At 75.9% G+C, this 26057-nt stretch carries 22 protein-coding genes; 12 read left to right on the top strand and 10 right to left on the bottom strand.

What is annotated here, in order from left to right:
• The first annotated feature begins 22 nt into the window (after positions 1-22).
• A complete protein-coding gene (locus ACFVNO_RS24135; protein ID WP_378895891.1) occupies positions 23-1780 on the top strand; it encodes an ABC transporter ATP-binding protein in 1758 nt (585 codons plus the stop codon).
• A 188-nt stretch (positions 1781-1968) separates the two neighbouring features.
• Here the strand turns inward: ACFVNO_RS24135 and ACFVNO_RS24130 are convergent, their stop codons facing one another.
• Positions 1969-2604, bottom strand: a complete 636-nt coding sequence (locus ACFVNO_RS24130) for a TetR/AcrR family transcriptional regulator (protein ID WP_355264974.1) — start codon at positions 2602-2604, stop codon at positions 1969-1971.
• A gap of 51 nt (positions 2605-2655) precedes the next feature.
• Here ACFVNO_RS24130 and ACFVNO_RS24125 point away from each other — a divergent pair, with 51 nt between their 5' ends.
• Complete coding sequence (locus ACFVNO_RS24125) at positions 2656-3852, top strand: amidohydrolase family protein (protein WP_378895888.1); 1197 nt, start codon at positions 2656-2658, stop codon at positions 3850-3852.
• Positions 3853-3872: 20 nt separating this feature from the next.
• Positions 3873-4595, top strand: coding sequence for a hypothetical protein (locus ACFVNO_RS24120; RefSeq protein WP_378895886.1), 723 nt, complete (start codon positions 3873-3875; stop codon positions 4593-4595).
• A gap of 16 nt (positions 4596-4611) precedes the next feature.
• On the opposite strand, the gene ACFVNO_RS24115 is transcribed toward ACFVNO_RS24120, so the two are convergent.
• The gene (locus tag ACFVNO_RS24115) at positions 4612-6372 is read right to left on the bottom strand and encodes an alkaline phosphatase PhoX (RefSeq protein ID WP_355264968.1); all 1761 of its coding nucleotides are present in this window, start codon (positions 6370-6372) and stop codon (positions 4612-4614) included.
• 180 nt (positions 6373-6552) lie between these two features.
• Between ACFVNO_RS24115 and rpmG the strand changes: the two genes are divergently transcribed.
• The 6 genes from rpmG to ACFVNO_RS24085 all read left to right on the top strand — a co-directional run bounded on the left by rpmG (position 6553) and on the right by ACFVNO_RS24085 (position 11525).
• Positions 6553-6717 carry a 50S ribosomal protein L33 gene (rpmG, locus tag ACFVNO_RS24110; protein ID WP_220562022.1) on the top strand — a complete coding sequence of 55 codons (165 nt, stop codon included), beginning with the start codon at positions 6553-6555 and terminating at the stop codon, positions 6715-6717.
• 64 nt (positions 6718-6781) lie between these two features.
• Positions 6782-7024, top strand: a complete 243-nt coding sequence (locus ACFVNO_RS24105; RefSeq protein WP_220562021.1) for a type B 50S ribosomal protein L31 — start codon at positions 6782-6784, stop codon at positions 7022-7024.
• A gap of 60 nt (positions 7025-7084) precedes the next feature.
• Complete coding sequence (rpmF, locus tag ACFVNO_RS24100) at positions 7085-7255, top strand: 50S ribosomal protein L32 (RefSeq protein WP_355264964.1); 171 nt, start codon at positions 7085-7087, stop codon at positions 7253-7255.
• Positions 7256-7435: 180 nt separating this feature from the next.
• Positions 7436-9814: a lysylphosphatidylglycerol synthase transmembrane domain-containing protein gene (locus tag ACFVNO_RS24095; protein WP_355264961.1), complete on the top strand. Its 2379-nt coding sequence runs from the start codon at positions 7436-7438 to the stop codon at positions 9812-9814.
• Between the two features lie 149 nt (positions 9815-9963).
• A complete protein-coding gene (locus ACFVNO_RS24090; protein WP_355264958.1) occupies positions 9964-10797 on the top strand; it encodes a MetQ/NlpA family ABC transporter substrate-binding protein in 834 nt (277 codons plus the stop codon).
• A 77-nt stretch (positions 10798-10874) separates the two neighbouring features.
• On the top strand, positions 10875-11525 hold the full coding sequence (locus tag ACFVNO_RS24085; RefSeq protein ID WP_355264955.1) for a hypothetical protein: 651 nt from the start codon (positions 10875-10877) through the stop codon (positions 11523-11525).
• Between the two features lies 1 nt (position 11526).
• Here ACFVNO_RS24085 and ACFVNO_RS24080 read toward each other — a convergent pair whose 3' ends face one another.
• From ACFVNO_RS24080 to ACFVNO_RS24065, 4 genes are all read right to left on the bottom strand, one after another.
• Positions 11527-12777, bottom strand: a complete 1251-nt coding sequence (locus tag ACFVNO_RS24080; protein WP_220562017.1) for an MFS transporter — start codon at positions 12775-12777, stop codon at positions 11527-11529.
• Positions 12778-12906: 129 nt separating this feature from the next.
• Positions 12907-13341 carry a MarR family winged helix-turn-helix transcriptional regulator gene (locus tag ACFVNO_RS24075; RefSeq protein ID WP_220562016.1) on the bottom strand — a complete coding sequence of 145 codons (435 nt, stop codon included), beginning with the start codon at positions 13339-13341 and terminating at the stop codon, positions 12907-12909.
• A gap of 9 nt (positions 13342-13350) precedes the next feature.
• Positions 13351-14004, bottom strand: a complete 654-nt coding sequence (locus tag ACFVNO_RS24070) for a response regulator transcription factor (RefSeq protein ID WP_355264951.1) — start codon at positions 14002-14004, stop codon at positions 13351-13353.
• Positions 14001-15542: a sensor histidine kinase gene (locus ACFVNO_RS24065; protein ID WP_378895879.1), complete on the bottom strand. Its 1542-nt coding sequence runs from the start codon at positions 15540-15542 to the stop codon at positions 14001-14003. The genes ACFVNO_RS24070 and ACFVNO_RS24065 overlap by 4 nt, the downstream gene beginning before the upstream one ends.
• A 119-nt stretch (positions 15543-15661) precedes the next feature.
• On the opposite strand from ACFVNO_RS24065, the gene ACFVNO_RS24060 reads away from it, so the two are divergent.
• Entirely contained in the window at positions 15662-17155 is a 1494-nt protein-coding gene (locus ACFVNO_RS24060; protein WP_378895877.1) for a serine hydrolase domain-containing protein, read from the top strand.
• A 70-nt stretch (positions 17156-17225) separates the two neighbouring features.
• Here the strand turns inward: ACFVNO_RS24060 and ACFVNO_RS24055 are convergent, their stop codons facing one another.
• Positions 17226-18236, bottom strand: a complete 1011-nt coding sequence (locus ACFVNO_RS24055) for a CPBP family intramembrane glutamic endopeptidase (RefSeq protein WP_378895876.1) — start codon at positions 18234-18236, stop codon at positions 17226-17228.
• A 132-nt stretch (positions 18237-18368) separates the two neighbouring features.
• Between ACFVNO_RS24055 and ACFVNO_RS24050 the strand changes: the two genes are divergently transcribed.
• On the top strand, positions 18369-19625 hold the full coding sequence (locus tag ACFVNO_RS24050; protein ID WP_355264939.1) for a histidine kinase: 1257 nt from the start codon (positions 18369-18371) through the stop codon (positions 19623-19625).
• Entirely contained in the window at positions 19613-20338 is a 726-nt protein-coding gene (locus tag ACFVNO_RS24045) for a response regulator (RefSeq protein WP_378895873.1), read from the top strand. Before ACFVNO_RS24050 ends, ACFVNO_RS24045 begins: the two co-directional genes overlap by 13 nt.
• A 252-nt stretch (positions 20339-20590) precedes the next feature.
• On the opposite strand, the gene ACFVNO_RS24040 is transcribed toward ACFVNO_RS24045, so the two are convergent.
• From ACFVNO_RS24040 to ACFVNO_RS24030, 3 genes are all read right to left on the bottom strand, one after another.
• The gene (locus ACFVNO_RS24040; RefSeq protein ID WP_355264933.1) at positions 20591-23893 is read right to left on the bottom strand and encodes a right-handed parallel beta-helix repeat-containing protein; all 3303 of its coding nucleotides are present in this window, start codon (positions 23891-23893) and stop codon (positions 20591-20593) included.
• An 83-nt stretch (positions 23894-23976) separates the two neighbouring features.
• Positions 23977-25686 carry a hypothetical protein gene (locus ACFVNO_RS24035; protein WP_378895870.1) on the bottom strand — a complete coding sequence of 570 codons (1710 nt, stop codon included), beginning with the start codon at positions 25684-25686 and terminating at the stop codon, positions 23977-23979.
• The gene (locus ACFVNO_RS24030) at positions 25683-26024 is read right to left on the bottom strand and encodes a hypothetical protein (RefSeq protein WP_355264928.1); all 342 of its coding nucleotides are present in this window, start codon (positions 26022-26024) and stop codon (positions 25683-25685) included. Before ACFVNO_RS24030 ends, ACFVNO_RS24035 begins: the two co-directional genes overlap by 4 nt.
• Positions 26025-26057: the final 33 nt, after the last annotated feature.

Here is a 26057-nt window from a genome sequence, read left to right as displayed (position 1 = left end):
AGCTCTAGTGAAGGAATGTGACATGGCCTCGACCGAGCCCGTCGTCCGCGTGGACGACCTGCGGGTGACGTTCCCGACCATGGACGGCGACGTCCAGGCGGTGAACGGACTGTCCTTCGAGGTGCCCGCCGGGGGCGCCCTCGGCATCGTGGGCGAGTCGGGCTCGGGCAAGAGCGTGACCTCGCTGGCCCTGATGGGCCTGCACCGCGGCAGCCGGGCGAAGATCACCGGCGCCATCGAGGTGGCCGGGAAGAACGTGGTGACCGCCACGGACAGGCAGCTGCGGGCGATGCGCGGCAACGACATCGCGATGGTCTTCCAGGACCCGATGCAGTCGCTGCACCCGCAGTACACCATCGGCAACCAGCTGGTCGAGGCCTACCGGGTCCACCACCCCAAGGCGTCCAAGTCCGCCGCGCTCAAGCGCGCGGTCGAGGCGCTGGACCGGGTGGGGATCCCCCAGCCCGAGAAGCGGATCAATTCGTATCCGCACGAGTTCTCCGGTGGCATGCGCCAGCGTGTGGTGATCGCGATGGGGTTGATGTGCGATCCCAAGGTGCTGCTGGCCGATGAGCCGACCACCGCGCTGGACGTGACGGTGCAGGCGCGGATCCTGGACCTGTTGGACGAGCTGCGCCGGGATCTGGGGATGGCCCTGATCCTGGTCTCGCACGACCTGGCCGTGGTGGCGGGGTCGGTGGACGAGGTCGTGGTGATGCGCCACGGTGTGGCGGTGGAGCGCGGGGACGTGCGCACGGTGCTGTCGGAGCCGGAGCACCCCTACACGCAGGCGCTGCTGGCGGCGGTGCCGCGGGTGGAGGTCTCCCGGGCCCAGCGCCGCGCCCAGGACCGCGCCGACCGCCTGGAGAAGGAGAAGCGCGAGGGGACCGTCACCGACCCGGCGAAGTTCGAGGCGTTCACCCCCGCCTCCACCGACGGCGAGCCGCTGCTCAAGGTCGAGGACGTCGCCCAGCGCTTCAAGGTGCGCGGCGGGGCCATGGGCCGCTCCACCGACTTCTGGGCCGTCAACGGCGTCAGCTTCGACCTGTACAAGGGCGAGACGCTGGGGATCGTGGGCGAGTCGGGCTCGGGCAAGAGCACGCTGTCGCGGATGGTCATGCGCCTGCTGGAGCCCACCCGGGGCCGGGTGGTCTTCGAGGGCCAGGACATCACGCACATGTCCGAGCGCGCGCTGCGTCCGTTGCGGCGTGATGTGCAGATGGTGTTCCAGAACCCGTACTCGTCGCTGAACCCGCGTGTGACGGTGGGCGACGCGATCGGGACGGCGCTGCGGGTGCAGGGCGAGCGCGACACCAAGAAGATCAAGCGCGAGGTGCAGGAGCTGCTGGACCGGGTCGGGCTCCAGCCGAGCCACTACAACCGGTTCCCGCACGCGTTCTCCGGCGGTCAGCGCCAGCGGATCGCGATCGCGCGGGCGCTGATCCTCAAGCCCAAGCTGATCATCTGCGACGAGCCGGTGTCGGCGCTGGACGTGTCCACGCAGGACCAGGTGCTGCGGCTGCTGTCGGAGCTGCAGGACGACTTCGGTCTGACCTACATCTTCGTGGCCCACGACCTGGCGGTGGTGCGCCAGGTGAGCGACCGGGTCGCGGTGATGCGCAAGGGCGAGATCGTGGAGCTGGGCGACAGCGACTCCATCTACGAGAACCCGCAGAGCGACTACACCCGACAGCTGCTGGCGGCCGCTCCGCTGTTGGACCCGGACGAGGCCCGCAGCCAGCGCGCCGAGCGCGAGGCGCTGCGAGCCCAGGCCGTCTAGGGCCTGTTCTCCGAACGCCCTCCCGCCCCACCGGGGGTTCGCAGGGCCCCCGGCCCCGCCTTCAGGGGGCGCCGGGCACGGACCGAAGCGCAGTGGAGATTCGGGAGAACACGGTCTGATACACCGGGCCACGACGGGGGCCGGTCCGCGATCCGCGGGCCGGCCCCCGTCGGCGTTCGGCGGGACCCTCAGAACGCCGCGGGCGGGCGGCCGGTGGCGGCGGCGCAGAACAGGTCGGCCAGCTCGCGGCCGTAGGCGTCGGGGGAGACGCCGGGCCGCTCGCGCAGGACGGCCGGGGCGCCCCGCAGCGCGGCGAACAGCACGTCGGTGAAGACCTCCGGGTCGAACCCCCGGAACTCCCCGTGCCGCTGCCCCTCGGTGAGGAAGCCGATCAGCTCGGCCCGCCCGGCCAGCTCCTCCGCGTCCAGCTCGGCGCGCAGGGCCTCGGGCAGCGTGGCGGCGGACACGATCTCCCGCCGTGCCGCCATCTCCTCGGGGTTGCTCGCGCAGTAGGCGACGTTGCCGGTGATGATCCGGCGCAGGCCGTCCTCGAACCCCTCCAGCGGCTCCTCCCCGCCCTCCATGGCCTTGTCGAGCCGGGCGGCGATGTCCTGCATGACGCGCCGGATCAGCCGCTCCTTGGTCTTGAAGTGGTAGGTGATCAGGCCGGGACTGATCGACGCACGCCCGGCGATGCGCACGAACGACGCCTTGGCGTACCCCTCGTCCGCGATGGTCGCGATGGCGGCGCGCACGATCTGGTCGCGCCGGGCGGCCTCCACGAACGTCTCCCCGGACCCCTCCGACTCATTTCCTGGTTGCATGTACAGGATCCTATATGCTCAACTAGGAGTGAGTCCACCACAGGAGGGTCCATGGAATCCGGAACCGTGGCGCTGACACGGGTCACCGCGCTGGCCGGCGAGGACCTGGCGCCGCTCGACGGCGCCGTCGTCATCGAGGGCGGCCGGATCGCCGCCGTGGGCGCGGCCTCCGTCCCCGCCGGGGCCCGCGAGGTCCCGATGCCCGGGTGCACCGTCCTGCCCGGCCTGGTGGACACCCACGTCCACCTGGGCGCCCCCGACGGCCGGGGCCCGCTCGCCACGGTCCGGGCGATCGCCGACCACCTGCGCTTCCAGCCGGGCAAGCGGCGGGCCTTCCTCGCCCACGGCGTCACCACCGTGTGCAGCCTGGGCGACGAGAACACCTGGGTCCACGACCTGCGCCGCCGCGCCGCGGACGGCACCCTGCCCGGCCCGCGCGTGCGCATCGCCGGACCGCTCTTCACCGCGCCGGGCGGCCACCCGGTCGCCACCATCGGCGCCTCGCCCGGCGACGACTGGGTCCGCGTCCCCCGCAGCCCCGGCCAGGCCCGCGAACAGGTCGCGGCACTGGCCGGCGGGGACGACCCCGTGGACGTGGTCAAGGTCGTCCAGGACCGGGGCGACCCCGCCCGGCGGTCGCTGGAGCCGATCGCCCCGCCCGTACTGGCCGCCATCGCGGACGAGGCGCACCGGCACGGCGTCCCCGTGGTCGCCCACTGGGGGACCCTGCCGGACCTGGCCGAACTGCTGGAGGCCGGGGTCGACCACCTCCAGCACCTGGAGCCGCGCGGGCCGCTGGCCGGCTGGCCCGCCGAGATGCTGGAGGCCATGGTGGCGCGCGGGGTCACCCTCGCGCCCACCCTCGCCGTCACCGAGGCGGCGCTGGACGCCGACACCGCACGGACCCTGCGCCGCCGCGTCCTGGAGTTCCACGAGGCGGGCGGCACCGTGCTGGCGGGCAGCGACAGCGGCATGCCCGCCGTGCGCCCGGGCGCGGGCCTGGTCCGCGAGATCGAGCTGCTGGCCGCCTGCGGCCTGGACCCGGCGCAGGCCCTGGCGGCCGCCACCACCGGGCCCGCCCGCACCCTGGGCGCCGGGGCCCCGCTGGCCCCCGGCGCCCCCGCCGACCTGCTGATCGTGCGCGGCGACCCGCGCACCGACCCCGGCTCCCTGCGCCGGGCCGCCCTGGTCGTGCGCGACGGCCGCCCGGTCGCCCGCCGCCGACCCCGCCGAGGAGGGACACCGTGAACACCGAGGAAAGAGTGAACGTGACCGCCCAGCCCCCCGCCCCGCCCGCCGTCGTCCGCCACGGTGCGGCCTACCACCTGTCCGTGTGGGGCGTCCTCCTGCCGCTGGGAGCGGCCGCGGGCGGCCTGCTGTCCCTGCTCCCGGGCCGGCTGCTCGCCCTGCCCGACTGGGTCCTGGCCCTGCCGTTCCTCCCGGGGGCGGACAAACTCGAACTGCTGGCGGGGGTGAGCGGGCCGATCCTCACCGCCGTCCTGACGGTCATCGGCGTGGTGGCCGGGTGTTTCCTGGCGCTGATGTCGTACGACGAGGTCATCACGGTGGAGGTGGACGGGGAGGCCGTGCGCGTCACCGCCTCGGGGGAGACCGCGGAAGTCCCGCGCGAGCGCTTCGGGACCGCCTTCCTTGACGGCCGGGAGCTGGTGGTCCTGGACGCCGGCACCGCCGAGGCGGTGCGGGCCCGGACCGACCACAAGGCGAAGCGGCTGCGCGCCGCCTTCGAGGCGCACGGCTACGCGTGGTCCGAGGGCGACCCGCACGCCGACGCGTTCCAGCGCTGGCTGGACGGCACCCCCGACCTGGACGCCCGCACCCAGGCGCTGCTGCGCACCCGCCAGGAGGCCCTGGAGCGCAAGGACGCCGACGACGCCGCCGAGCTGCGCGCCGCGCTGGCCGACCGGGGCCTGGTGGTGCGCGACCGGGAGCACCGCCAGTACTGGCGGGCCCTGCCCGGCCGCGAGGTCTGACGCCCGCCCCCGCCGGTCAGGTGCCGACGGTCCCGCCGTCGTCCTTGCGCACCGCCACCACCGCGCAGCGGGGGCGGCCCTGCGGGTCGAACCCTGGCCAGTTGCCGACCGCCCGCGGGTCCTCCGCGGTGGGCTCGCCCCAGCGGGCGTCGGAGGATCCCGGCCCGCGCACCGCCACGAACAGGGTGCGCTGGTCCGGGGTGGCGCCCACCCCCGCGATCCCGCACCCGCGCGGTCCGGTCATGAAGCGGCGCACCCGTCCGGTGTCCGGGTCGGCGCACAGCAGGGCGCTGTTGCCCAGCTGCTCGCGGCCGTCCTCCCTGCCCAGGCCGGTCACGTCGGTGGTGATCCACAGCCGCCCGTCCGCCCCGGAGAACACCCCGCCGGGCGAGGCGAACCCCGTGCCCTGCCCCGCCCGGGCGAACTCCCGCCAGGCCAGGACGGTGGCGGCGTGGTCCATCGACCCCTCGGTCCAGGCCAGCAGCCGGCCGCCGCCGCCCTCTCCGGCCTCGGGCAGGTACACCTCCCCGGTGCGGGGGTGGACCGCCGGGCGCCCCGGCCCCCGGAACCCGGTCGCCCCCACCGCGGCGGCCGCCCGGCGGGCCCGCAGCAGCACGGCGGCCTGGTCGGCGAACCCGTCCCGGGCGGTCAGCCCGGTACGGCCGTGGGCCAGCGGCAGCCAGGTCCCCGTCCCGTCCGCGTCCAGCCGCAGCGCGTACAGGGCGCCCTCGTCCAGCGGGCTCGCGGACGGTCCGCGCACCTCCCTCCAGGGGCGGGCGGCGACGAACTTGTACACGTGGGCGTCGTCGGTCATGTACACCACCGGGCGCCCCAGCGATCGGGCGACGACCAGCCCCCTGTGCCCCAGCCGCCCCAGCGCGGTGCGCTTGGCGGGCGGGCCCTGCGGGTCGAACGGGTCGATCTCCACCACCCAGCCGAACCGGTCGGCCTCCCCGGGCGTGCGGGCCAGGTCGAACCGGGACAGGTGCCGGTGCCAGCCGCGGGCGGAGTCCGCGGCCAGCCCGTAGGCCTCGTGGTCGGGCCGCGGGCGCCAGGAGGGGTCCCGGGTCCCGAAGGCGTCGGCGAAGGCGTCCTCCCCGGTCAGGTAGGTGTGCCAGGGGGTGGCCGCGTACGCGGACCCTCCGGTGGTGCCCAGCGGTTCGGCCCCGGTGTCCAGGGCCCCGTGCCCGGCCAGGGGGCCGGAGAACACCACGGGGGTGTCGGCGGTGATCCGCCGGTTGAGCTCGTCGCGCGCCATCCGCCAGCGCCCCTCGGACAGCTCGACCCGCACCACGGTCGCCCCCAGGGAGGCGATCTCCTTGGCGGCGCGCTCGGCGGTGTCGGCGCGGCCGCCGTCGGGGTGCAGCAGCGCCGGGTCCAGCGCGGCGTGCCCGAGCACCAGCACACCGTTGCGGGTGCCCTCGCGGGAGGGGCCCAGCGGCAGGTAGTGCAGACCGCTGTGCCCGGTGCCGACCTGCTGCCCGGCGTGGGCGGCGGTGTTCGAGGCGTCGGGCAGCCAGGCGGGCCCGCCCGGGGCGATCGGCGCGCCCCAGGGCAGCAGGACGCGGGCGGTGTACCCGGCCGGAACGGTCACCCGGTCGGTGCGGGTCACCGGGACCTCGGTGAACCCCGGGGCCCCGTCGTCGGGGGCGGCCAGGGCCGGGACGGGCGTTCCGCCCAGGGCGGCGGCCAGGGTCCCCGCGCCCGCGGCGCAGAGCAGGCTGCGCCGGGACACGGCGGGTGCGGCCGCGGCGGTCGGCCGGGTGCGGTCGGGCATGGTCCCCTCCCGGGGGTGTGTCGCGCTCGCGACGAATCTCTCCAATAGTGATGAGATAACCACACAGAGTAACCAATTGCCCGCAGGCGGGACTCGCGTCGCGCGGAGGAAATAAAAACGGTTATCATTTCCTTCTAGGGTGCACAGCGGCCCCGCAGTCCACAGGTGAAGGAGAGTCCCATGGCGCGCAACGACGTCCGCCCCATCATCAAGCTCAAGTCCACGGCCGGGACCGGATACACCTACGTGACCCGCAAGAACCGGCGCAACAACCCCGACCGCCTCACCCTGCGCAAGTACGACCCGGTGGTCCGCCGCCACGTCGACTTCAGGGAAGAGCGCTGACCCCGCGCCGCACCCCGGCCGCCACCGCGTACACGCACCCCGACCCCGGAAAGGGCACACGGACATGAAGAAGGGCATCCACCCCGACTACCGGCCCGTCGTCTTCCGCGACCGCGCCGGCGACTTCGCCATCCTCACCCGGTCCACCCGGACCAGCGACAAGACCGTCGAGTGGGAGGACGGCAACACCTACCCGGTGATCGACGTCGAGATCTCCAGCGCGAGCCACCCGTTCTACACCGGCAACGCCCGCGTCGTGGACACCGCTGGCCGCGTCGAGCGCTTCAAGCGCCGCTACAACAAGTAAGAGAAACGGTGACGGCGGGGCCCGCGGGCCCCGCCGCCGAACATTCCAGGACAGGACACGATGGCCGTACCCAAGCGCAGGATGTCGCGCGCCAACACCCGCACGCGCCGCTCGCAGTGGCGGGCGAAGACCCCCGACCTGGTGCCCCTCACCCTGGGCGGGCGCGAGTACCTCGTACCGCGCAACCTGGTCCCGGCCTACCGGCGCGGACTGCTGCCCCCGCCGGCCTGACACGGCCCGGCCCGAGGCCGTCCGGCCCGACACGGCCCCGGGCACGGGGGCGCCCGCCGGGCGCCCCGTCCGCGTCTCCGGGGCGCCGCGCGCCGGGGCGGCCGGGAGGCGCCGAACGGACCGCGCGAAACGCCCCCGTCCCGGTGCCCGTGCACTCCCGCCGTCGGGCAGGCTGGTGGGGTGACGACGACCGCCACGGGGGCCCCGTCCCCCGGACCCACCACAGTGCGCGCTCCGCGCAGACCCGTCGACCTCCTCGTGGGGGTCGGCGGACTGTGCGTGATCGCGGTGATCCTGCTCGCCGCCCGGGCCGCCACCGACGGCCAGGCCGGCCCCGACGCCCTGCGCTCCCTGCTGCCCACCGGACCGCTCTTCCTCGCCGCGCTGGGCGCCAACCTCGCCCTCATCGTCCTGGTCTGCGCCTCGGTCCTGATCACCCTCTTCACCGGGGCCCTGCGCGACCTGCTGCGGGCCGGCGCGGCCGCCGTCGCCGCCTACGCGCTCACCTCCCTGGTCAACGCGGTCCTGTACACGCTCATCGGCCCCGACCGGGTCCCCCCGGGCCTGCCCGGCGCCCCCGGCGACCTGTTCACCGGCGCCACCCTGGGCTATGTCGCCGCCGCCCTGGCCTACCTCCTCACCATGCCGGCCGGCCAGCCCCGCGTGCGCTCCCTGCTGTGGGCCGCCACCGCCACCGCGGCCGCCTGCGCCCTGCTGGCCGGGGTCACCAGCCTGCCCGCCCTGCTGCTCACCGCCGTCGCCGGCGCCACCTGCGCCGGGCTGCTCGGCTACGCCGTCGGCGCGGGCACCCCGCCCCCCGCCGACGACGCGATCCGCGCCGAGCTGCGCCGGTTCGGCCTGGAGCCCGCCGACGTGGTCCCGGCCGGGACCGACCCCGAGGGCGACCCCCGCCACCTGGTCGAACTGGCCGACGGCGGGCGCGCCGAGGCCGTCGTGCTCGGCTCCGAGAACACCGCCGGGTTCTGGCGGCGGCTGCGCGACCTGCTGCTGCTGCGCGGCCCCTTCGCCCCCCGCATGCTCTACGGGGTGCGCCGCCGCGCCGAGCACGCCGCCCTCATGGCCCACGCCGTGCGCGACGCCGGGGTGGCCACCCCCCGGGTGCTGGCCGTCGGCGAGCCCCGGCCCGGCACCGTCCTGCTGGTCCGCGAGCTGCCCGGGGTCCGGCCCCTGGACGACCTGGCCGAGGAGGAGTTCACCGACGCCCTGCTCGACCGCTGCTGGGAGGCGCTGGGACGGCTGCACCGGCACCGCATCGCCCACGGCGACCTGCACGGGGCCACCGTCGGGACCGACCTGGAGCACGGGGGGATCGTGTTCACCGGGGTGGGCCGCGGCTCGGTGGCCGCGCCGCCCCTGACCGTCTCCCTGGACTCCGCCGCCCTGGTCGCCCTGCTGGCCACCCGGGTGGGCGCCGAACGCGCCGTCGCCTCCGCCGTGCGCGCCCTGGGGGTGCCCGCCACCGCCGCGATCCTGCCGTTCCTGCAACCGCCCGGCCTGCCCTACCCGCTGCGCCGCGCGCTGCGCGCCCGCAAGGGGCTCATCGGCCGGCTGCGCGAGGCGGTGGTCGAGGTCGCCCCCGAGGCCCCCGCCGAACCGGCGCGGGTGGAGCGGATGCGGCCGCGCACCGTGGTCAGCGTCATCGTCGCCACCGTGGTCGGCCTGGTCCTGCTCTACCAGCTCACCGGCGTGGACCTGAGCGCCGTCGGCCGGGCCGACCCGGGGTGGGCGCTGGCCGCGTTCGCGATGTCCACCGTGTGCATGGTCGCGGCGGCGATGGTGCTCATCGGCTTCGTGCCGGTCAGGCTGCCCTGGTGGCGCAGCGTGCTGGTGCAGTACGCGGCGTCGTTCGTGCGCATCGCCGCCCCGGCGGGGCTGGGGTCGATCGCCGTCAACACCCGGTTCGCGATCAAGGCCGGGGCGTCCACCCCGCTGGCGCTGTCGGGGGTCGGGCTCGGCCAGCTGGTCGGGCTGCTGGTGCACGTGCCGCTGCTGCTGGTGTGCGCCTACCTGACCGGGACCTCGTACTGGACGGGGTTCACACCCTCGCCGACGGTGGTGACCATCGCGATCGCCGTCACCGTGCTCGTCGCGGCGGTGCTGCTGGCGCCGCGGCTGCGCCGGGCGATCGCCGACCGGGTGCGGCCCTACCTGCGCGGGGTACTGCCCCGGCTGCTGGACACCCTGCAACGGCCGGCCTCCCTGGCGATCGGGCTGGGCGGGACCGTGCTGCTGACGGTGGCGTTCGTCCTGTGCCTGTACTTCTCGGTGCTGGCGTTCGCCCCGGACGCCGCGCAGGTGAGCCTGGTGGCGGTCGCCGTGGTCTTCCTGGCCGGGAACGCGGTCGGCTCGGCGGCACCCACCCCGGGCGGGCTGGGCGCCGTGGAGGCCGCGCTCATCGGCGGGCTGACGACGGTGGCGGGGGTCCCGGCGGCGGTGGCGCTGCCCGCGGTGCTGCTGTTCCGGGTGCTCACGTTCTGGTTCCCGGTGCTGCCGGGGTGGGGGGCGTTCTCCTACCTCCAGCGGCGGGAGGCCGTCTGAGGGGCCGGTAACCTGGAGGAACGCCGGAAAAGTACCCATCCGTGCGGTTTGTCACAGAAGTCCGCGCGCGGTCGCGGCGGCGGTTAGTCCTGATTTAAGGTCGGATAAGTAGGAAATAACCGACCGGAACCGTGCAAAGGACCCCGACGATGCGCCGCCTGACCCTCGCCGCCCCCACCGCCGCCGCCGTCCTGGCGGTGGCCGCCTGCGGCGCCCCCTCCGAGAACGCGGCCGCCCCCGCGGAGGGCACCGAGGTCCTCACCGTCGGCGCCACCGCGGTCCCCGCGGGCGACATCCTCGGGTTCGTCGACGCCGAGCTCGCCGCGGACGCCGGCCTCGACCTGGAGATCGTCGAGTACTCCGACTACATCGCGCCCAACGCCGCCCTGGCGGAGGGGCAGTTGGACGTCAACCTGTACCAGCACGAGCCGTTCCTGCTGGAGTACAACGAGGGCAACGGCACCGACCTGGTCGCCGTCGAGCAGGTCTACCTGCCGCCGCTGGGGCTGTACTCCCGCACCGTCGACGCGGTCGACGACCTGCCCGAGGGCGCGGAGGTCGCGCTGCCCAACGACCCCACCAACGAGTTCCGCGCCCTGCTCCTGCTCCAGGAGGGCGGCCTCATCACCCTCTCCGAGGACGCCGACGCCGCGACCTTCTCCCTGGACGACGTCGAGGACAACCCCAAGGACCTGGTGTTCCGCGAGGTCGAGGCGGCCCAGCTGCCGCGCTCGCTGGACGACGTGGACGCCGCCATCGTCAACAACAACTACGCCCAGGAGGCGGGGCTGGACTTCCAGGAGGACTCCATCCTGCTGGAGGCCTTCGAGGACAACCCGTACGTGAACATCCTGGCCGCCCGCGCCGACAACGCCGACGACCCGCGCATCGCCACCCTGGTGGAGCTGCTCACCTCGGCCGAGACCGCGGCGTTCATCGAGGAGGAGTTCGGCGGCAGCGTCATCCCCGCCGTCCAGGGCTGACCCGCGCCCCGGCGCCCGCCCGCCCCCGGGCGGGCGCCGGGGGCGGCGTGTCACCGGGGCGGGGTTGAATGGCCCGCATGAACGCACCGGAGACCGCCCGCCGCCTGCCCGCGCCCGACCGGGTGCGGGACCTCTCCCGCAGGATCGCGCTGCTGGAGTTCCTCATCGCCCCGGACAGCCCCTACCGCAAGCACGCCTTCCGCACCGGCCGGCGCCCCGGGTGGGATCTGGCGACCATGGCCAACGGGGGAGGGGACGACTACGCGATCGCCTTCTCCGACACGGCCGCGGTGATCCGCTGCTTCGACCACGAGTCGCCGATGAGCCCCTACGCCAACGACGGGGAGCACCGGCCGGGGACCGTCGACGCCCTGCCAGCGGAGTTCGCGGACATCCTCGCCGACCCCGGCTTCAACGGCGGCGACCCGCTCTCGGTGAGCGCGCTGATCTGGTGGCGGGACGGGTCGGACCGGTGGGGCACCGGTGTCCCCGGCGACATGGAGGACGGCTCCGGGTGGCTGCTGGAGGGCCTCTTCCATCCGGACCCCGAGATGCACTACCGCGACCACTTCCAGGTCTACTACGGGCGCCCCCTCGACGAGTTCGCCGTGGTGGACGCCGTCCTGGGCGAGCCGACCGAGGAGACCGCGGCCCTGCTGAACCCGGACGCCGCCGACCCCGCCGACCTGCTGCGCAGGGCCCTGGAGTCGGTGGGCCGGGCGGGGTAGGTCAGGCGCCGCGGGTGATGGCCTCGGCCTCGACCTCCGCGGGCTCGGGGCCGTCGTCCACACGCCGCAGGACCCGGCGGCCGGCCAGGGCGATCAGCGCGGCCACCGCCACCGATCCGGCGGCCGCGTAGAGCGGGGCACCGGGGGAGACGGCGACCGCGATCGCCGATGCGGCGGGCGGGGCGACCGCGCCGCCCAGGAAGCGGACCGCGGAGTAGGCCGAGGACGCCACGGACCGGGGCAGGTCGCTCGCCTCCATGACGCACTCGGTGAGCACGGTGTTGAGCACGCCCAGCAGCAGCCCGCCGACGATGACGCAGGTGATCAGCCCGGGCCGCGAACCGATGAGGGCGCCCGCCGCCACCAGGTCCGCCGCGAGCAGCAGCAGGGTGGCCCACAGGACGCCGGTGCGCGGCAGCCGCCGGGTCAGCAGCGGCGCGCCGAACACCGAGGTGACCGCCAGGCCCAGGCCCCAGCCGAAGAAGACCAGGCCCAGCCCCGTCTCGTCCAGGCCCAGCGGGAAGGGGGTGTAGGCCAGCAGGGCGAAGAACCCGATGTTGTAGAACAGCGCGATCAGGGACAGCACCAGGAGCCCGGGCACCCGCAGCGCGGCGAACGGAGCCGACAGCGGCACCGGGTCGCCCTTGGGGACGGTGTCCCCGCGCAGCAGCACGGCGATGGTGAGGAATCCGACCGCCATCAGCACCGCGGTGCCGAAGAACGGACCGCGCCAGCTGACGCCGCCCAGCAGCCCGCCCATCAGCGGCCCGGTGGCGATGCCCAGGCCCAGCGCCGCCTCGTAGAGCACGATCGCGGCGGCGGATCCGCCGCTGGCGGCTCCGACGATGGTGGCCAGGGCGGTGGAGATGAAGAAGGCGTTGCCCAGGCCCCAGCCCGCGCGGAACCCGATGACGGCCTCCACGGTGTCCCCGGAGCCGGCGGCCGCGGCGAACACGACGATCAGCGCGAGCCCCGCGAGCAGCGTCCGCTTGGCGCCCAGGCGGCTGGAGACCCAGCTGGTGACGAGCATGGCCAGGCCCGTGACCACCAGGTAGCTGGTGAACAGCAGCGAGGTCTGGGTGGGGGTGGCGTCGAGGCTGCGCGAGATCGCGGGCAGGATCGGGTCGACCAGCCCGATGCCCATGAACGCGATCACGCAGGCGAACGCCACGGCCCAGACGGCCCGCGGCTGCCTGAGGAGGGACGGCGCCTCCGGGGTGGACACGGTGGGTGTTGCGGTCTCCGCCACCATGGGGATACGGCTCCTTCACGGGTTCCGGTGGGGAGGACGGCGGCCTTGCGGTCGGGGCCCTCACGGGAATTCATATAGGTAACCTATGTTAATCCCCGCGCATTCCCCGGCGCGCACCGGGGGAGCCGGTCAGCCCTCGCCGCGCCGCAACCGCCCGTCCAGCAGCGCCACCGCGTCGGCCAGCAGGGCGCGCTCGTGCTCGGAGAGGTCGTCGAACAGCGGCAGCAGCGCCTCGCCGACCCGGCGGCGCCAGTCGTCCAGCGCCTCGGCGCCCGCCGGGGTCAGCTCGTGCAGGTGCGCCCGCCCGTCCGCCGGGTCCGGCCGCCGCAGCACGTACCCCGAAGCGTTCAGGGACTCCACGATCACCGTCATCGTGGGCTGGCGCACCCGGCAGAACTCGGCCAGCACGCCCAGCCGCAGCGGCCCCTTCTCCTGGAGCACGCTCAGCGCCCGCCAGGTCGCCGGGGAGGTCCGCTCCCCGGTCTCGTGCGCGGCGTAGCGCGCCAGGCGGTTGCTGATGTTGATCACGCGCACCAGCAGGCGGGCGACATCCGGGTCGTTCACACGGTCAGCCTAGTCGCGCGCGGTCTCCGAGAGCCCGGCGTCGTGGGCGATGATCGCCGCCTGCACCCGGTTGCGCACCCCCAGCCGGGCCAGCACCGCGCTGACGTGCGTCTTGACCGTGTCCTCGGCCAGGTGCAGGGTGCGCGCGATCTCGGCGTTGGAGGCCCCCGAGCCCAGCTGAGCCAGCACCTGGCGCTCGCGCGGGCTGAGGGTGTCGAGCCGGGCGTGGGCGTCCGCGCCCCGGCGCCGCCGGAAGCCCTCGATGACCCGGCCGGTGACCTTGGGCGACAGCACGGCGCCGCCCGCCGCCACCGCCCGCACCCCGGCCAGCAGCTCGCGCGGGGGAGAGGCCTTGAGGAGGAACCCGCTCGCCCCGCCGTCCAGCGCCCGGGCCACGTACTCGTCCCGGCCGAAGGTGGTGAGCATCGCCACCGCCGTGGCCGGGGAGGCCGCGCGCACCGCCTCGATCGCGGCGAACCCGTCCACCCCCGGCATCTGGATGTCCAGCAGCGCCACGTCCGGGCGCTCCCGCGCGGCCAGGTCGGCCGCCTCCCGGCCGTCGGCGGCCTCGCCCACCACGGTGATCCCTGGGTCGGAGCCCAGGATCGCCGCGATGCCCGACCGGATCAGCGATTCGTCGTCGGCCAGCAGCACCCGGATCATCGCGTCCCCTCCCCGTTGAGCGGTACCTCGTCCTTGGCGGCCAGCCGGTCCTGCGCGAAGCACAGCCGGTACGCGCGCCCCGCGCTCCCGGGCCACCCCGTGCCGGAGCGGTAGTGGACGCACTCCCAGCCGGAGGGCGCCACCACCTCGGGCGGGTCGAGCATGGTCCGCGGCGGCAGCAGCGGCTCCACCGCGGAACGCGGCGCGCCGACCTCCAGCCCGGCGTAGACCGGCGGCGGCAGCACGGCCCGCGCCGACGCGGACGCGTAGTACCCGGACCAGGCCAGGACCACGAGCAGCAGCAGCGCGGCCGGGACGGCGGCGGCCTGCACCGCCGCGCGCCGGGCCCGGCGCGCGGCTCCGCGCCGCCGGTCGGACTCCGAACCGCCCGGTCCGGGCACGGGGTCCGGCCGCGCGGGAAGCCGGGCCGCCACGCGGAAACCGCCGTCCTCCCCGGGCCCGGCCTCGAACACACCGCCCGCGGCCGCCAACCGGTCGCGCAGCCCGGCCAGCCCGCGCCCGCCCGAGGCCGGTGCGGGGCCGCCCCGGCCGGGGGCGCTGCGCACCGCCACGGCGAACCCGCCGTCCCCCGTCCGGGAGGTGTCCACGGCCACCGCCGCGCCGGGGGCGTGCTTGACCGCGTTGGTCAGCGCCTCGCGCACCACGGCGTGCGCGAGGACGCGCACCGGGGGCGCCATGTCCTCCCACAGCTCCGCGCCGGCCGCCGACACCTCCACCGACGCGCCGCGCGCCCCCGCCAGCAGCTTCTCCAGGACGTCGGGGCCGACCGCTTCGCCGGACCCGGGGAGCCCGCCGCCCGGGGCGGACCCGCTGGCGGTCCCGGGAGCCCGGTGCTGCGCCGTGCCGTCGGTCTCCGTGCCGGATCGGTCGGCGGCCCCGGGAGCCCCGTGCTCGGCCGGGCCGTCGGGGTCCGTGGCGGGCCCGTCGAGCAGGCCGATGATCTCCTGCAACCGCTCGACCGCGCCGATGGCCCCGGCGCCCAGCTCCGCGGCGCCGCGCCGGTAATCCTGCGGCGACAGGCCCTCGGCCACCTCCAGGGCCCCGGCCCGGACCGCCAGCAGGCTGAGGTCGTGGCCCAGGGAGTCGTGCATGCGCGCCGCGATCCGCTCCCGGGTCCGGGCGCGCTCCCGGGCCGCCACCAGCGCGCGTTCGCGTTCGAGCAGCTCGGCCCGGCGCCATCCCAGGTCGGTGACCTCCGACCGGTACCGCAGCGCACGCCCCACCAGCCACGGCAGCACCGTGCACAGCACCGCGAACCCGGCCTGCGCGGCGGTGAGCGTCGGGTCGGCCCCCCGCACGAGCGCCGCCGCCGGCCAGGCCGCGGCGCACACCCCGGCGAGCACCGCCCCCGGGCGCCCGTACGGGCCCCACCGGCCCGCGGCCGCGGCGGCCGCCGCCACCGCGAGCGAGGGCCAGGGCAGGGCGGACGGATCGGTCACCGGGAACGCGCACGCGGCCGCGGTCGCCGCGGCCAGCAGTCCCGCCCGAAGCGTGTCGGGCCCTCGTCCTCTGTGCACCGGCCCAGGCTACGCGCGCCCCGGCCCCGGCCGCCTCACCCGAAAGTGCCGGTCGCCCGCCCCACCCGCACCCGTTCGGGGGAGGCCCGCCCCCGGGCCCGGGACCTACCGTCCTCCGCATGCCCTTCAAGAGCACCGCCCTCGCCGCCGCGGCCCTGGCCTGCCTGGCCGTCCTGGCCCCGGCGCCCCCGGCCTCCGCGGCCCCGGCCGGACCCGCCCCCGCCGAACTGGACGCCTTCGTCGCCGACCACCTGGAACGCACCGGCCTGCCCGGCGCGGCCTTCGCGGTGGTCCACGGCGACCGGGTCGTGCACACCGGCGCCCACGGCCGCGACGGCCACGGCCGCCCGCTGCGCACCGACACCCCGCTGCCCGTCGCCTCGCTGAGCAAGTCCATGACGGCGCTGGCCGTCCTGCGCCTGGTCGAGGAGGGGGCCCTGGACCTCGACGACCCGGTGCGCGAGCACCTGCCCGGGTTCGCCACCGCCGACCCCCGCGGCGCGGACATCACCGTCCGCCAGGTCCTCGACCAGAGCTCGGGGCTGCACGACCTCGGCCTGCCCGACGGCCCCGAACCCGCCACCCTCGCCGAGGCCGTGGACCGCCTGTCCGGAGCCCGGCTCGCCGCGGCCCCGGGCCGGGAGTGGAACTACCACAACCCCAACTACCACGTCGCGGCCCGCCTGGTGGAGACCGTCACCGGCGAACCCTTCACCGCGTACCTGGAGCGCGCCGTCCTGGCCCCGGCCGGGATGGCCGACACCCGGTCGGCCTCCGACGGGGCCCGGACGGCGCCCGGCCACTTCCGCGCCTACGGCCTGAACCTGCCCGTGGCCGAGCCCGCGCACTTCGCCACCGGGTCGGGCGACATGATCTCCACCGCCGACGACATGGCCCGCTGGCTGCTGCTCCACCTCAACGGCGGCGCCGTCCCGGGCGGGCCCCGCGTCGTCTCGCCGGAGACGGTGGAGGAGGCGCACACGCCCTCCGCGCCCAACGGGCGCACCGGGCTCGGCTGGATGCGCCGCGGCCCCGCCGACGGGGCGTCCCGGGTCCAGGTCTGGCACGGCGGCACGAACTCCACGCACACCGCCTACCAGGTCCTCGTCCCGGAGACCGGGTACGGAGTGGCCGTCCTGACCAACGTCGGCATCGCGCTCACCGAGGAGGACACCTGGGCCCTGGCCGAGGGGCTGATCGACCTGACCGAGGGGCGGACACCCGCCCCGGCGGACTCGGTGTTGTGGAAGGTGGACGCCGTCCTGGGCGCGGCCACCCTCGCGGTGCTCGCCCTGGGCGTGCGCGGGGTGCTGCGCGCCCCGGCCTGGGCGGCGGCCCGCGCGGGCCGGCCCCGGTGGCGGGCGGCGGTCCGCCTGGCGCCCTACGCCCTGCCGCCGCTGGCCCTGGCCGCCTTCGACCCGGCGGTGACGTTCGTGATGGGCGGACGGGAGGGGACCTGGCTGCAGCGGTTCTACGGCGTCCCCGCCGAACTGGTCCTGCTGGTCTCGGCCGCCCTGGTCTGTGCCGCAGTGGCGGGCACCCGCCTGTGGCGCCTCCGCCGACGCCCCGCGGAGGGGGTGTCCGCGGCCCCCGGGGCCGTGCCCTCCCCCTGAACGGCGGACGGTGCCCGCGCCCCGGGGGAGAGCGGGGCGGGGCACCGTGTCCGGCCACCGGGGCGGGGCGCTACCGGCACATGTGCTCAGAGGGACGGGGCGGCCGCGCCTCGCGAGGGAGGGCGTCGGGAGCGGGGACGGTCTGCGCCCCGCCCGTCCCCCGGAGCGGCTCGAACGGCCGCAGCCCGTGGACGCGTGAGAACCAGAGGGCCAGGCCGGCGGTGGACACGAGGGTGAGCGGCACCGAGATCAGGAGGGTGGCGGGGTCCACCGCGCCCTGGTCCAGGGACGAGGGGCTGAACGGCGCCGCCAGGAGCAGCGTCAGGTTGTTCGCGGTGTGGACGGCGATCGCCAGCTCCAGGCCCCCGCTCTTCCACACGAGGAAGCCCATGCACAGCGCGAAGACCGCGATGTCCACCTGGCCCACCCAGTCGTAGCCGTGCCCGAGCATGAACAGCGGCACCGGGAGCACGATCCCCCACAGGGGCGAGCGCAGCCAGGTGCCCAGGACCTGCTGCGGCAGGCCCCGGAACGCGTACTCCTCGGCCGCGCACTGCAACGGCACCAGCGCGACGCAGACCGCGAGCCCGGCGACGAGCATGGCGTCGAACCGCGGCACCGCGGCGTCGTCCGGCGGGTCGAGCAGGAACGAGCCCCAGTACACGGCCGCGTAGAGCGGTACGAGGACGGCGGCCGCCCTGAGCATCATCGACCAGCGCAGCCGGCCCGCCACCGAATGCAGGATCCGCGAGCGGCCGCCGCCCCAGCGCGCGCCGAGGAGGACCGCCGGGATCATCAGGGCCAGCATCCCGAAGGTGAGGAGCATGTCCGTCGGGTTGTCCAGAGCGAAGGTGTCGAGGTCCGACGGCTCGGGCAGCCATGGCACCAGCAGCGAGGCCAGCATCAGGGCCCCGGAGGCCAGGAGGATGAGGACGACGAACACGGCCAAGGCCACGGCGACGGTCGTCAGCGGCCGCCACCACCGGGACGTGCGGCGTTCGAGGCGGGTGAGCCGGTGGTACGGCAGCGCCGTGGGCGGGCGCAGGTGCGGGGGCGGCGGGGGAGCGGTTTCTGTGGTCATGCCCTCAGAGTGCGGGCCCGCGCCGGAATGCGGATCGTGCGTTCGGACCAGGTGCGCGCCTCGGCCGAGGGGAGGAGGCGCCTCAGCCGAACGGTTGATCCGTCCGCTCGGTTCCGTCCCTAGGATGGCGGCGTGACCGAATCCGAGACCCCGGCGTCCGGCTCCGCCGCGCACCGGGCCGGAGCGCGCCGGAGACGCCCCTGGGTCCGCGCCGTGCTGGTCTCGGTGCTGTGCAGCCTGGTGGGGCCGTTCCTCTTCCTCATGGTGCTCGGCTTCCAGCTCGAGGAACTGGAGCCGCGCCACCCCGTGACGATGCTCGCGTTCACGCTGGTGGACGCACTGGTGGGCCTGGTCGCCTGCATCGCCGTGGGACCCGTCCGCCGGTCCACGGCCGGCAACGTGCTCCTCATCCTGGCCGGGATCGTCAGCACCTGGGCGCTGCCCGCGGGTGCCGTCGCGATCGTGCGGCTGGGGGCCCGGCGCTCCTACCCCCTGGCCGGCCTGGTCATGGCGGGCACGGTGGGCGCGGGCACGGCGTTCTCGTGGCTCTACGCCGACCTCACCGGGATCCCGCAGGAGCCCCTGCTCTTCGTGGTCCCCGCCCTCGCGCTCTGCACGGCGGTCCCGCTGTTGTGGGGCTACGCCCTGGGCACGCGGGAGGCGCTGCTGGCCAGCCTGGAGGAGCGGGCCGAGGCCGCCGAGCGCGCCCGGGTCGCGACGGAGCGCGGCCGCAGCGCCGACATCGCCCGGACCCGCGCCGAGGAGCGCAACGCCATCGCGCGGGACATGCACGACGGCCTCTCCCACCAGCTCGCGATCATCGCCATGCACGCGGGCGCCCTGGCCTACCGCTCCGACCTGCCGCCGGACCGGATGAGCGAGGCGGCCCGCACGGTCAGGGACGCCGCGGCGGACGCGAACGGCGTCCTGCGCGAGGTGCTCTCGGCGCTGCGGGCCGTCGGGGACGACGGCCCGTCGCACCCCGACACCGCGCCGCTGCCCGCCCCCGGGGCCGTCACCGACCTGATCGAGGAGGCGCGCGCCGCCGGACGGCCGGTCGAGGCGCGATGGCACGGGCTGGCCCCCGAAGACCTCGGATCGCTGTCCCCCACGACCGCCGTGTCGCTGGCGAGGATCACCTCCGAGCTGCTCATGAACGCGCGCAAGCACGCGCCGGGGGAGCCGGTGACCCTCGTGTTCGCCCGCGAGGGCGACGAGCTGTCGGTGCGCGCCTCCAACCCCCTGGCCGGCGGCGCGCCCCCGGCCCAGGGCACCGGGCTCGGGCTCATCGGTGTCGCCGAGCGCGCGCAGCTGCTGGGGGGCACCACCGGGTACGGTGGCGTGGGCGACCGGTTCGAGGTGGAGGTGAGGGTCCCGTGGCGGCGTTGACCGGGGGCTCGGAAGAGCCCGCCGTGCGGGTGCTCATCGTGGACGACGAGGCGCTGATGCGCGCCGGCCTGCGGCTGATGGTCGACGGCACCGACGGCATCGCCGTCGTGGGCGAGGCATCGGACGGGGCGGGGGCGGTGGCCCAGGTCGCGGCGCTGGACCCGGACGTGGTCCTCATGGACGTGCGCATGCCCGGCACCGACGGTCTGGAGGCCGTCCGGGAGCTGCGGGCGGCGGGCTCCCGGGCGCGCGTCATCGTCCTGACCGCCTTCGACACGGACGACTACCTCCTGGAGGCGCTGCGCGGGGGCGCGGTGTCGTTCCTGCTCAAGGAGTCCCCGCCGGAGACCGTGGTGACGGCGATCCACGACGCGGCGCGCGGCCGACCGGTGTTCTCTCCCGGTGTCCTGTCCCGGCTCGTGGCGTTGGCCGCGGCCAACGGCGGGGCCGGGGGCGGGGCGGCGGAGGCCGCGGACCCGGACCCCGCAGGACCGCCAGGGTACGTGACCTCGCGGGAGTGGGAGGTCGGACGGCTCGTCGCCGAGGGCCGGACCAACGCCGAGATCGCCGAGGAGCTCGGCCTCAGCGTGGCGACGGTGAAGACCCACCTCGGCAACCTGTACGCGAAGCTGCACGTCACCAACCGGGTGCAGCTGGCGATCCGCGTCCTCGAACACACGGCCCGCGCCCCCGGCGGCCCACCGCCGGGCTGACCCCCGGGCGGGTGGGCCGGGTGTCGGGGCCGCCGACGCCCTGTTCCGCGCTCCCGGGGCGGATCACCGGGCCGACGCCCGCCCGGGTGGGCCCATCGGGCGCCGAGACCGCCGCCGCGCTCCCCGGGGAGGGCCGCCGGGCGCCGGGACCGCCGCCGCCCCGTTCCGCCGGGCCCCGGCAGGGCCCTTCGGCGCGGCCCGGGCATGAGACCGCCCCGGCGCGGACGGTGCGCCGGGGCGGTGCCGTGCGGGTCAGGGCACGTCGGCGGGCAGCAGCGCGGTGAAGTCCTCCCGGGTCGCCGAGGCGCCCAGCCCCACCAGGCGGCCCGCCTGGCGGGTGATCATCCGCTCCAGCACCTGCCGGGCGTAACGGGCGTTGCCGAACGAGCCGTCCCGCTCCACCGTGGCGAAGTGCGCCGCGAGCGCCGCCAGCGTCTCGGGCCCGCACTCGTACCCCGAGGACGCCGCCATGCGGGTGACGATGGTGACCAGCTCGCCGTCGTCGTAGGACGGGAACTCCACCCGGTGGTTGAACCGGGAGGCCAGACCGGGGTTGGAGTCCATGAACCGGTCCATCTCGGCCGGGTACCCGGCGACGATCACCGCGACCTCGTCGCGGTGGTCCTCCATCAGCTTCAGCAGCGTGTCCACGGCCTCCTGGCCGAAGTCGTTGCCCTCCCCCTTGGGCGTGAGGGTGTAGGCCTCGTCCACGAAGAGCACACCGCCCCGGGCCCGCTCGAACACCTCCGCGGTGAGCTGGGCCGTGTGCCCGACGTAGCGCCCGACGAGGTCCGACCGGGCGGCCTCCACGACGTGGTCGCCCGGCAGCACCCCCAGCGTGTGCAGCAGCCTCCCGTACAGGCGCGCCACCGTGGTCTTACCGGTACCGGGGGGACCGGTGAAGACCAGGTGGTGGCTCATCGACGACACGGGCAGCCCCATCGACCTGCGCTGCTCCGCCATGAGCAGCAGGTTCGCCAGGTCGTTGACGGTGTCCTTGACCTGCGCCAGGCCCACCAGGGCGTCCAGCTCCTCGCGCAGCTCGGTGATCTGCCGGTCGCGGTCGGCGGGGGAGTCCTCCTCCACCGCCCCCGCCCCCAGGTCCTCCGGCAGCAGCAGGGTCAGCGACTCGTGGTCCTCGGGGGAGGAGGCGCCCAGGCGGTTCGCCTGGCGGTCGATCATCTCCTCGAACACCTTGCGGGCCTCGCGGGCGTTGCCGAAGTTCGGCCCCTTGGGCATCCTCTCGAACATCCCCGCCAGGGCGGCCTCCGTCTCCGGGGCCAGCCGGTAGCTGTGCCCCTCGCAGAGCCGGCGCACGATCTCCACCAGCTCGCCCACCTCGTAGTTGACGAACTCGATGGTCTTGCTGAACCGCGACGCCAGGCCGGGGTTGGCCGCCAGGAAGCGGTCCATGTCCTCGGTGTACCCGGCGACGATCACCGCCACCTCGTCGCGGTGGTCCTCCATCAGCTTGACCAGCGTGTCGATGGCCTCCTTGCCGAAGTCGGGGCCCTTGCCCCCGTCTCCGCCGCTGGAGAGGGTGTACGCCTCGTCGATGAAGAGGACGCCCCCCTTGGCCTGCTCGAACACCTCGGTCGTCTTGATCGCGGTCCCGCCCACGTACTGCGAGACCAGGTCGGCCCGGGCCACCTCCACCACGTGCCCGTAGCGCAGCACGTCCAGCTCGGCCAGGATGCGCCCGTACAGGCGGGCGACCGTCGTCTTGCCGGTGCCGGGCGCGCCGCCGAAGACCAGGTGGCGGCTCATCGGCGGGGTGGGCAGGCCCATCTCCGCCCGCCGCTGCGCCATCTGGTTGCGGGTGATGAGGGTCCGCACCTCCTGTTTGACGTTGCCCAGGCCGATCAGGGCGTCCAGCTCCAGCATCGGGCCGGCGGCGGCCTCCTCCCCGCCCGCGCCCTCCTCCTCCGGCAGCGGCGCCAGGGGGACGGCGGTGCCCGCCTGCTCGCCGAACGCGTCGGGCGAGCCGTTGCCCTGGCTGAACAGGTCCTCGGTGCGGGCCTGCTCGCTGGCCACGGTCTGGCGCAGCCCCGAACGCCCGTTGTCGCGCACCGTGCAGTCCTCCACCACCACCTCCTCGGTGGAGTGGACCAGCACGCCGTCGGCGCGGTTGCCGAACACCTCGCACCGGCGCAGGGTGGCCCGCGCACCGGCGGCCAGCAGCACGCCGTTGCGCCTGCCCTCCCGCACCCGGGTGCGCAGCACCGTCGCGCGGCTGCCGCCGCGCACCGACACCCCGTCCCCCGCCGACGCGGAGACCTCGCAGTCGCGCAGATCCGCCTCGCCGTCCGGGCCCACGGCCACGCCCGCGTCGCGGCTCTCCGCGATGCGCGCCCCCTCCAGCTCCAGGCGGCCGCCCTCGCGCACCGCCACGGAGGCGCTGCGGGTCCGCTCGAAGGTCATCCCCTCCAGCCGGCCGCGGGCCGATCCCTCCAGCAGGGCCCCGTGCCCGTCGGTGTCCGACACCGCCATGCCCCGCAGGAACGGCGCCCCGCCGGTGATGACGATGCCGTGGCCGCCGGTGCCGCCGACCTCGCCGCGGTCGAACTCCACGACGCTGTCCTCGGCCAGCAGCAGGCCGCGGCCGCCCCGCACCCGCAGGCCCAGGAACGCCGTGGACGCGCGCCCCCCGGAGCGGACCGCGCCCCCCTCGGACTCCTCCACCTCGCAGTCGGTGAACACGCCCCGGGCCCGCTCGGTGACGTGCACCCCGGCGCCCTTCACGCGCACCGACCGGGTCCGGGCCACCTGGGGGTCGCAGCTGCCGCGGACCACGATCCCGTCGCCGCCGACCTCCTCGACCGTGCAGTCCTCGACCACCGGGCGCGCCTGGCTGGACAGGGCGATGCCGTCCTTCTCCGTGCGGTGCACGTACAGGCCGCGCAGGGTCGTGGCGGCCCCGTCCTCCAGGGCCACGCCGGGCTTGCCGGTCGCCGTGATCTCGCAGCCCTCCAGGGTGCCCGAGGCGTCACCGCTGGCGAACAGCCCGTTGCCCCCGGCGTCGCGGAACACGCAGGACCGGACCGTCGGCCGCCCCTGCTCCCCGATGACCAGGGCGCTGGTCCCGACGTCCTCGACCACGCACTCCTCGATGAGGCTGAGCCCGGGGGAGACGATGACCACCCCGGCGCCCCCGGCGCAGCTCACCCGGCTGTCGCGCATGGCGACGGCGCCCGTCCCGCGCACCGACACCGCGGCCCACGAGGCGCCGACGACCTCGCAGTCGGCCATCTCGACCTGGCCCGCGGGGATGTCCACCGTGGGCCGTTCCTCGTCGCGGCCGCGCAGGACGAGCCCCGAGAGCTTGACCGCCTCCGCGCCGGAGAGCACGGCGCTCCCGGACGGACTGATCACCTCCACGCTCCCGCGGCCGTCGCGGGCGACCAGGGTGACGACCTCCCGCAGGACGAGGCTCTCCTCGTACCTGCCGGGCGCGATGGTGATCAGCGCGCCGCCGGAGGCCTCCTCCAGCGCCGCGGTGATCGTCTCGTGCGCTCCCTGGGCGCCGGGGTTGACGGTGAGGAGCTGCCTGCTCATCGGTGCCTTCCTTGTTCGTCCGGCCGCGCCGCGGCCCGGGTGGGGGAGGGCGGGGCGGCCCGCAGGGCCGCCCCGCCGGGGTATCAGGGGCAGGAGGCGCGCACGGCCGACGCGGCGACGTGGGCGCTCGCGCCCTCCTGCGCCGCCAGGGGGTCGGCGCCCGCGTTGGTCAGTTCGACGGTGAACTCCGCGGCGGGGGTGACGAAGCCGGTGACCTGGACCCAGCCGCCGCGGACCTGTGACTGGTCGAAGCCGAACACCGCCACGGGCGGCTGCTCGGTGCCCACGCCCGGCCGGATCAGGTACCGGGCCTCGCCGGGGGCCAGCCACAGGGGGCTCTCGTCGTCGGGGACGTGGACGTACAGCTCGCAGGAGACGCCCTCCCGCCCGGGCACGAAGGACCACACCGCGTACTGCCCGTTCCCCTGCTCGGGGTCGCCGGACACGGGGAGGGCGTCGTACTCGCCCGCGCACCCCTCGCCCCCGTAGCCCCCGGGCCGGGTCGCCCAGCCCTCGTTCGCGTCCTCGGCTCCGCCCCACCGGCCCTCGTGGCCGTAGGAGGCGCCGGGGAGCGCCGGGCAGCCGGGTCCGGCCACGGCGAGGTAGGAGCCGTCGGCGGGGGCGAAGCGCTCGGCGACGCCCCCCAGGACGGAGGAGTCCCCGCCGTTCGCGGCGCTCGGGTCCTGGGGGACCCCGGGGTCCTGCGGCCCGGCGGGGTCGGCCGCGTTCGCGTTCTGCGCGGCGTCCCCGGAGTCCTGCGGCGCAGTCTGCCCGGTACCGTCCCCGGCGGAGCCCGTGTCGGAGAACGCCTCGGCCGCGGACTCCTCGCCGCGGCCCTCCTGGGCGCCCGCGGCCGCCCCGTCCGCGGCGTCGCCCTCCTGGGAGGGGGTCCCACTCTCCGCTCCGGCGGTGTCCTCCCCCGCGGGGGGATCCGCCGCGGCTTCGGTGCCGGTGTCGGTGCCCGCCTCCCCGGCGGAGTCCCCGCCGTCTCCGGCGGTGTCGGAGGCGGGGTCCCCGGCGGTGTCGCCGGTGCCGTCGGCCGCGGCCACCGCGCCGGTGTCCGCCTCCGCGCCCTCGGCGGCGGGCGGTCCGGCCTCCGGAGCGGACCCCCGGTCGGGGGTGGAGGTCTGCACGGCGGAGCCGCCGACCGTGTCGCCGGGGTCGGGCATGGTGGGGGCGCGCAGGTCGGGCTGGACCTCCGGGACATAGCCGGTGTCGGGGGCGGTGTCGGTGACGGGGGAGCCGCCACCCTCCCCGCCCGCCGGCACCGACTGGCCGCTCCCGGTGTCGCCGCCGGCCTGTCCACCCGCCTGCCCGCCGGCCTGGGCGCCGGACTGCGCCTGCCCGGAGAGGGCGGGGGACACCGGCTCGCCGCCCGCCATGACGTCCAGGGACACCGGGCCCCCGCCGGTGCCGGTCACCACGGCGAAGGGCGCCGCGACCAGGATCAGCCCGGCGATGGCGGCGCCCGCCAGCATCGGCGCCCCGGGCCGGTCCAGCGCGGGCTCCGCCTCGGCGGCGGCCTCGCGGTCGGCGCCGACCACCGAGCCCACCCGGCGGGCGGGGCCCTCGGGGCCGGGGTCCTCCTGCTCCCGGGGGGCCTCCGGGGCCGGGGCCGCCGCGGCGGCCTGTCCGGCCGCCCTCTCGGCGGCCTGCTCGGCGGCGGGGGCCCCGCCGTTGAGGGCCGCGCCGAAGTCCTCCGCGGCGGACGCCGCGGAGGCCGGGGCGGGCCGGGCGGCCGCGCCCGGCGCCTCCTCGGGGACGGGGGCCCCGGAGGCGGGGTTCGGGCTCATCTGCGTCCTCCGGGGGTGAAGGTCCCGCCGAGGTCGATGTTGGCGTCCTCGGTCCCCTGGAAGCTGCCGCCCATGTCGAGGGTCCCGTCCGCGGCCTGGCGCTGGGCCACGGCGATGAGGTCCAGCAGGGTGTACAGGACCTCCTCCGCCTCGCCGATGTTCTTCTGCATCTGCTCCGCGTACTCGCCCTTGGTCCCCCACGGGACGCCGAGCGGTTCGCGCGCGGCGCGGGTGTGGGCGATGAGCTCGTCCGTGTAGTCGGCCGCGTCGTAGATCCGCGAGCCGTTCCTCCTGATGCCCTCAGGGAAGGCCGACAGGCCTCGTCCCGGTGCTGTCATCGGTTCCTCCTTCGAATCCGTGTCCGGCGGCGC

The sequence above is a fragment of the Nocardiopsis sp. NPDC057823 genome (genome assembly GCF_042797335.1).
Taxonomy (GTDB): Bacteria; Actinomycetota; Actinomycetes; order Streptosporangiales; family Streptosporangiaceae; genus Nocardiopsis; species Nocardiopsis changdeensis.
This window is presented reverse-complemented; position numbering and strand designations above follow the sequence as displayed.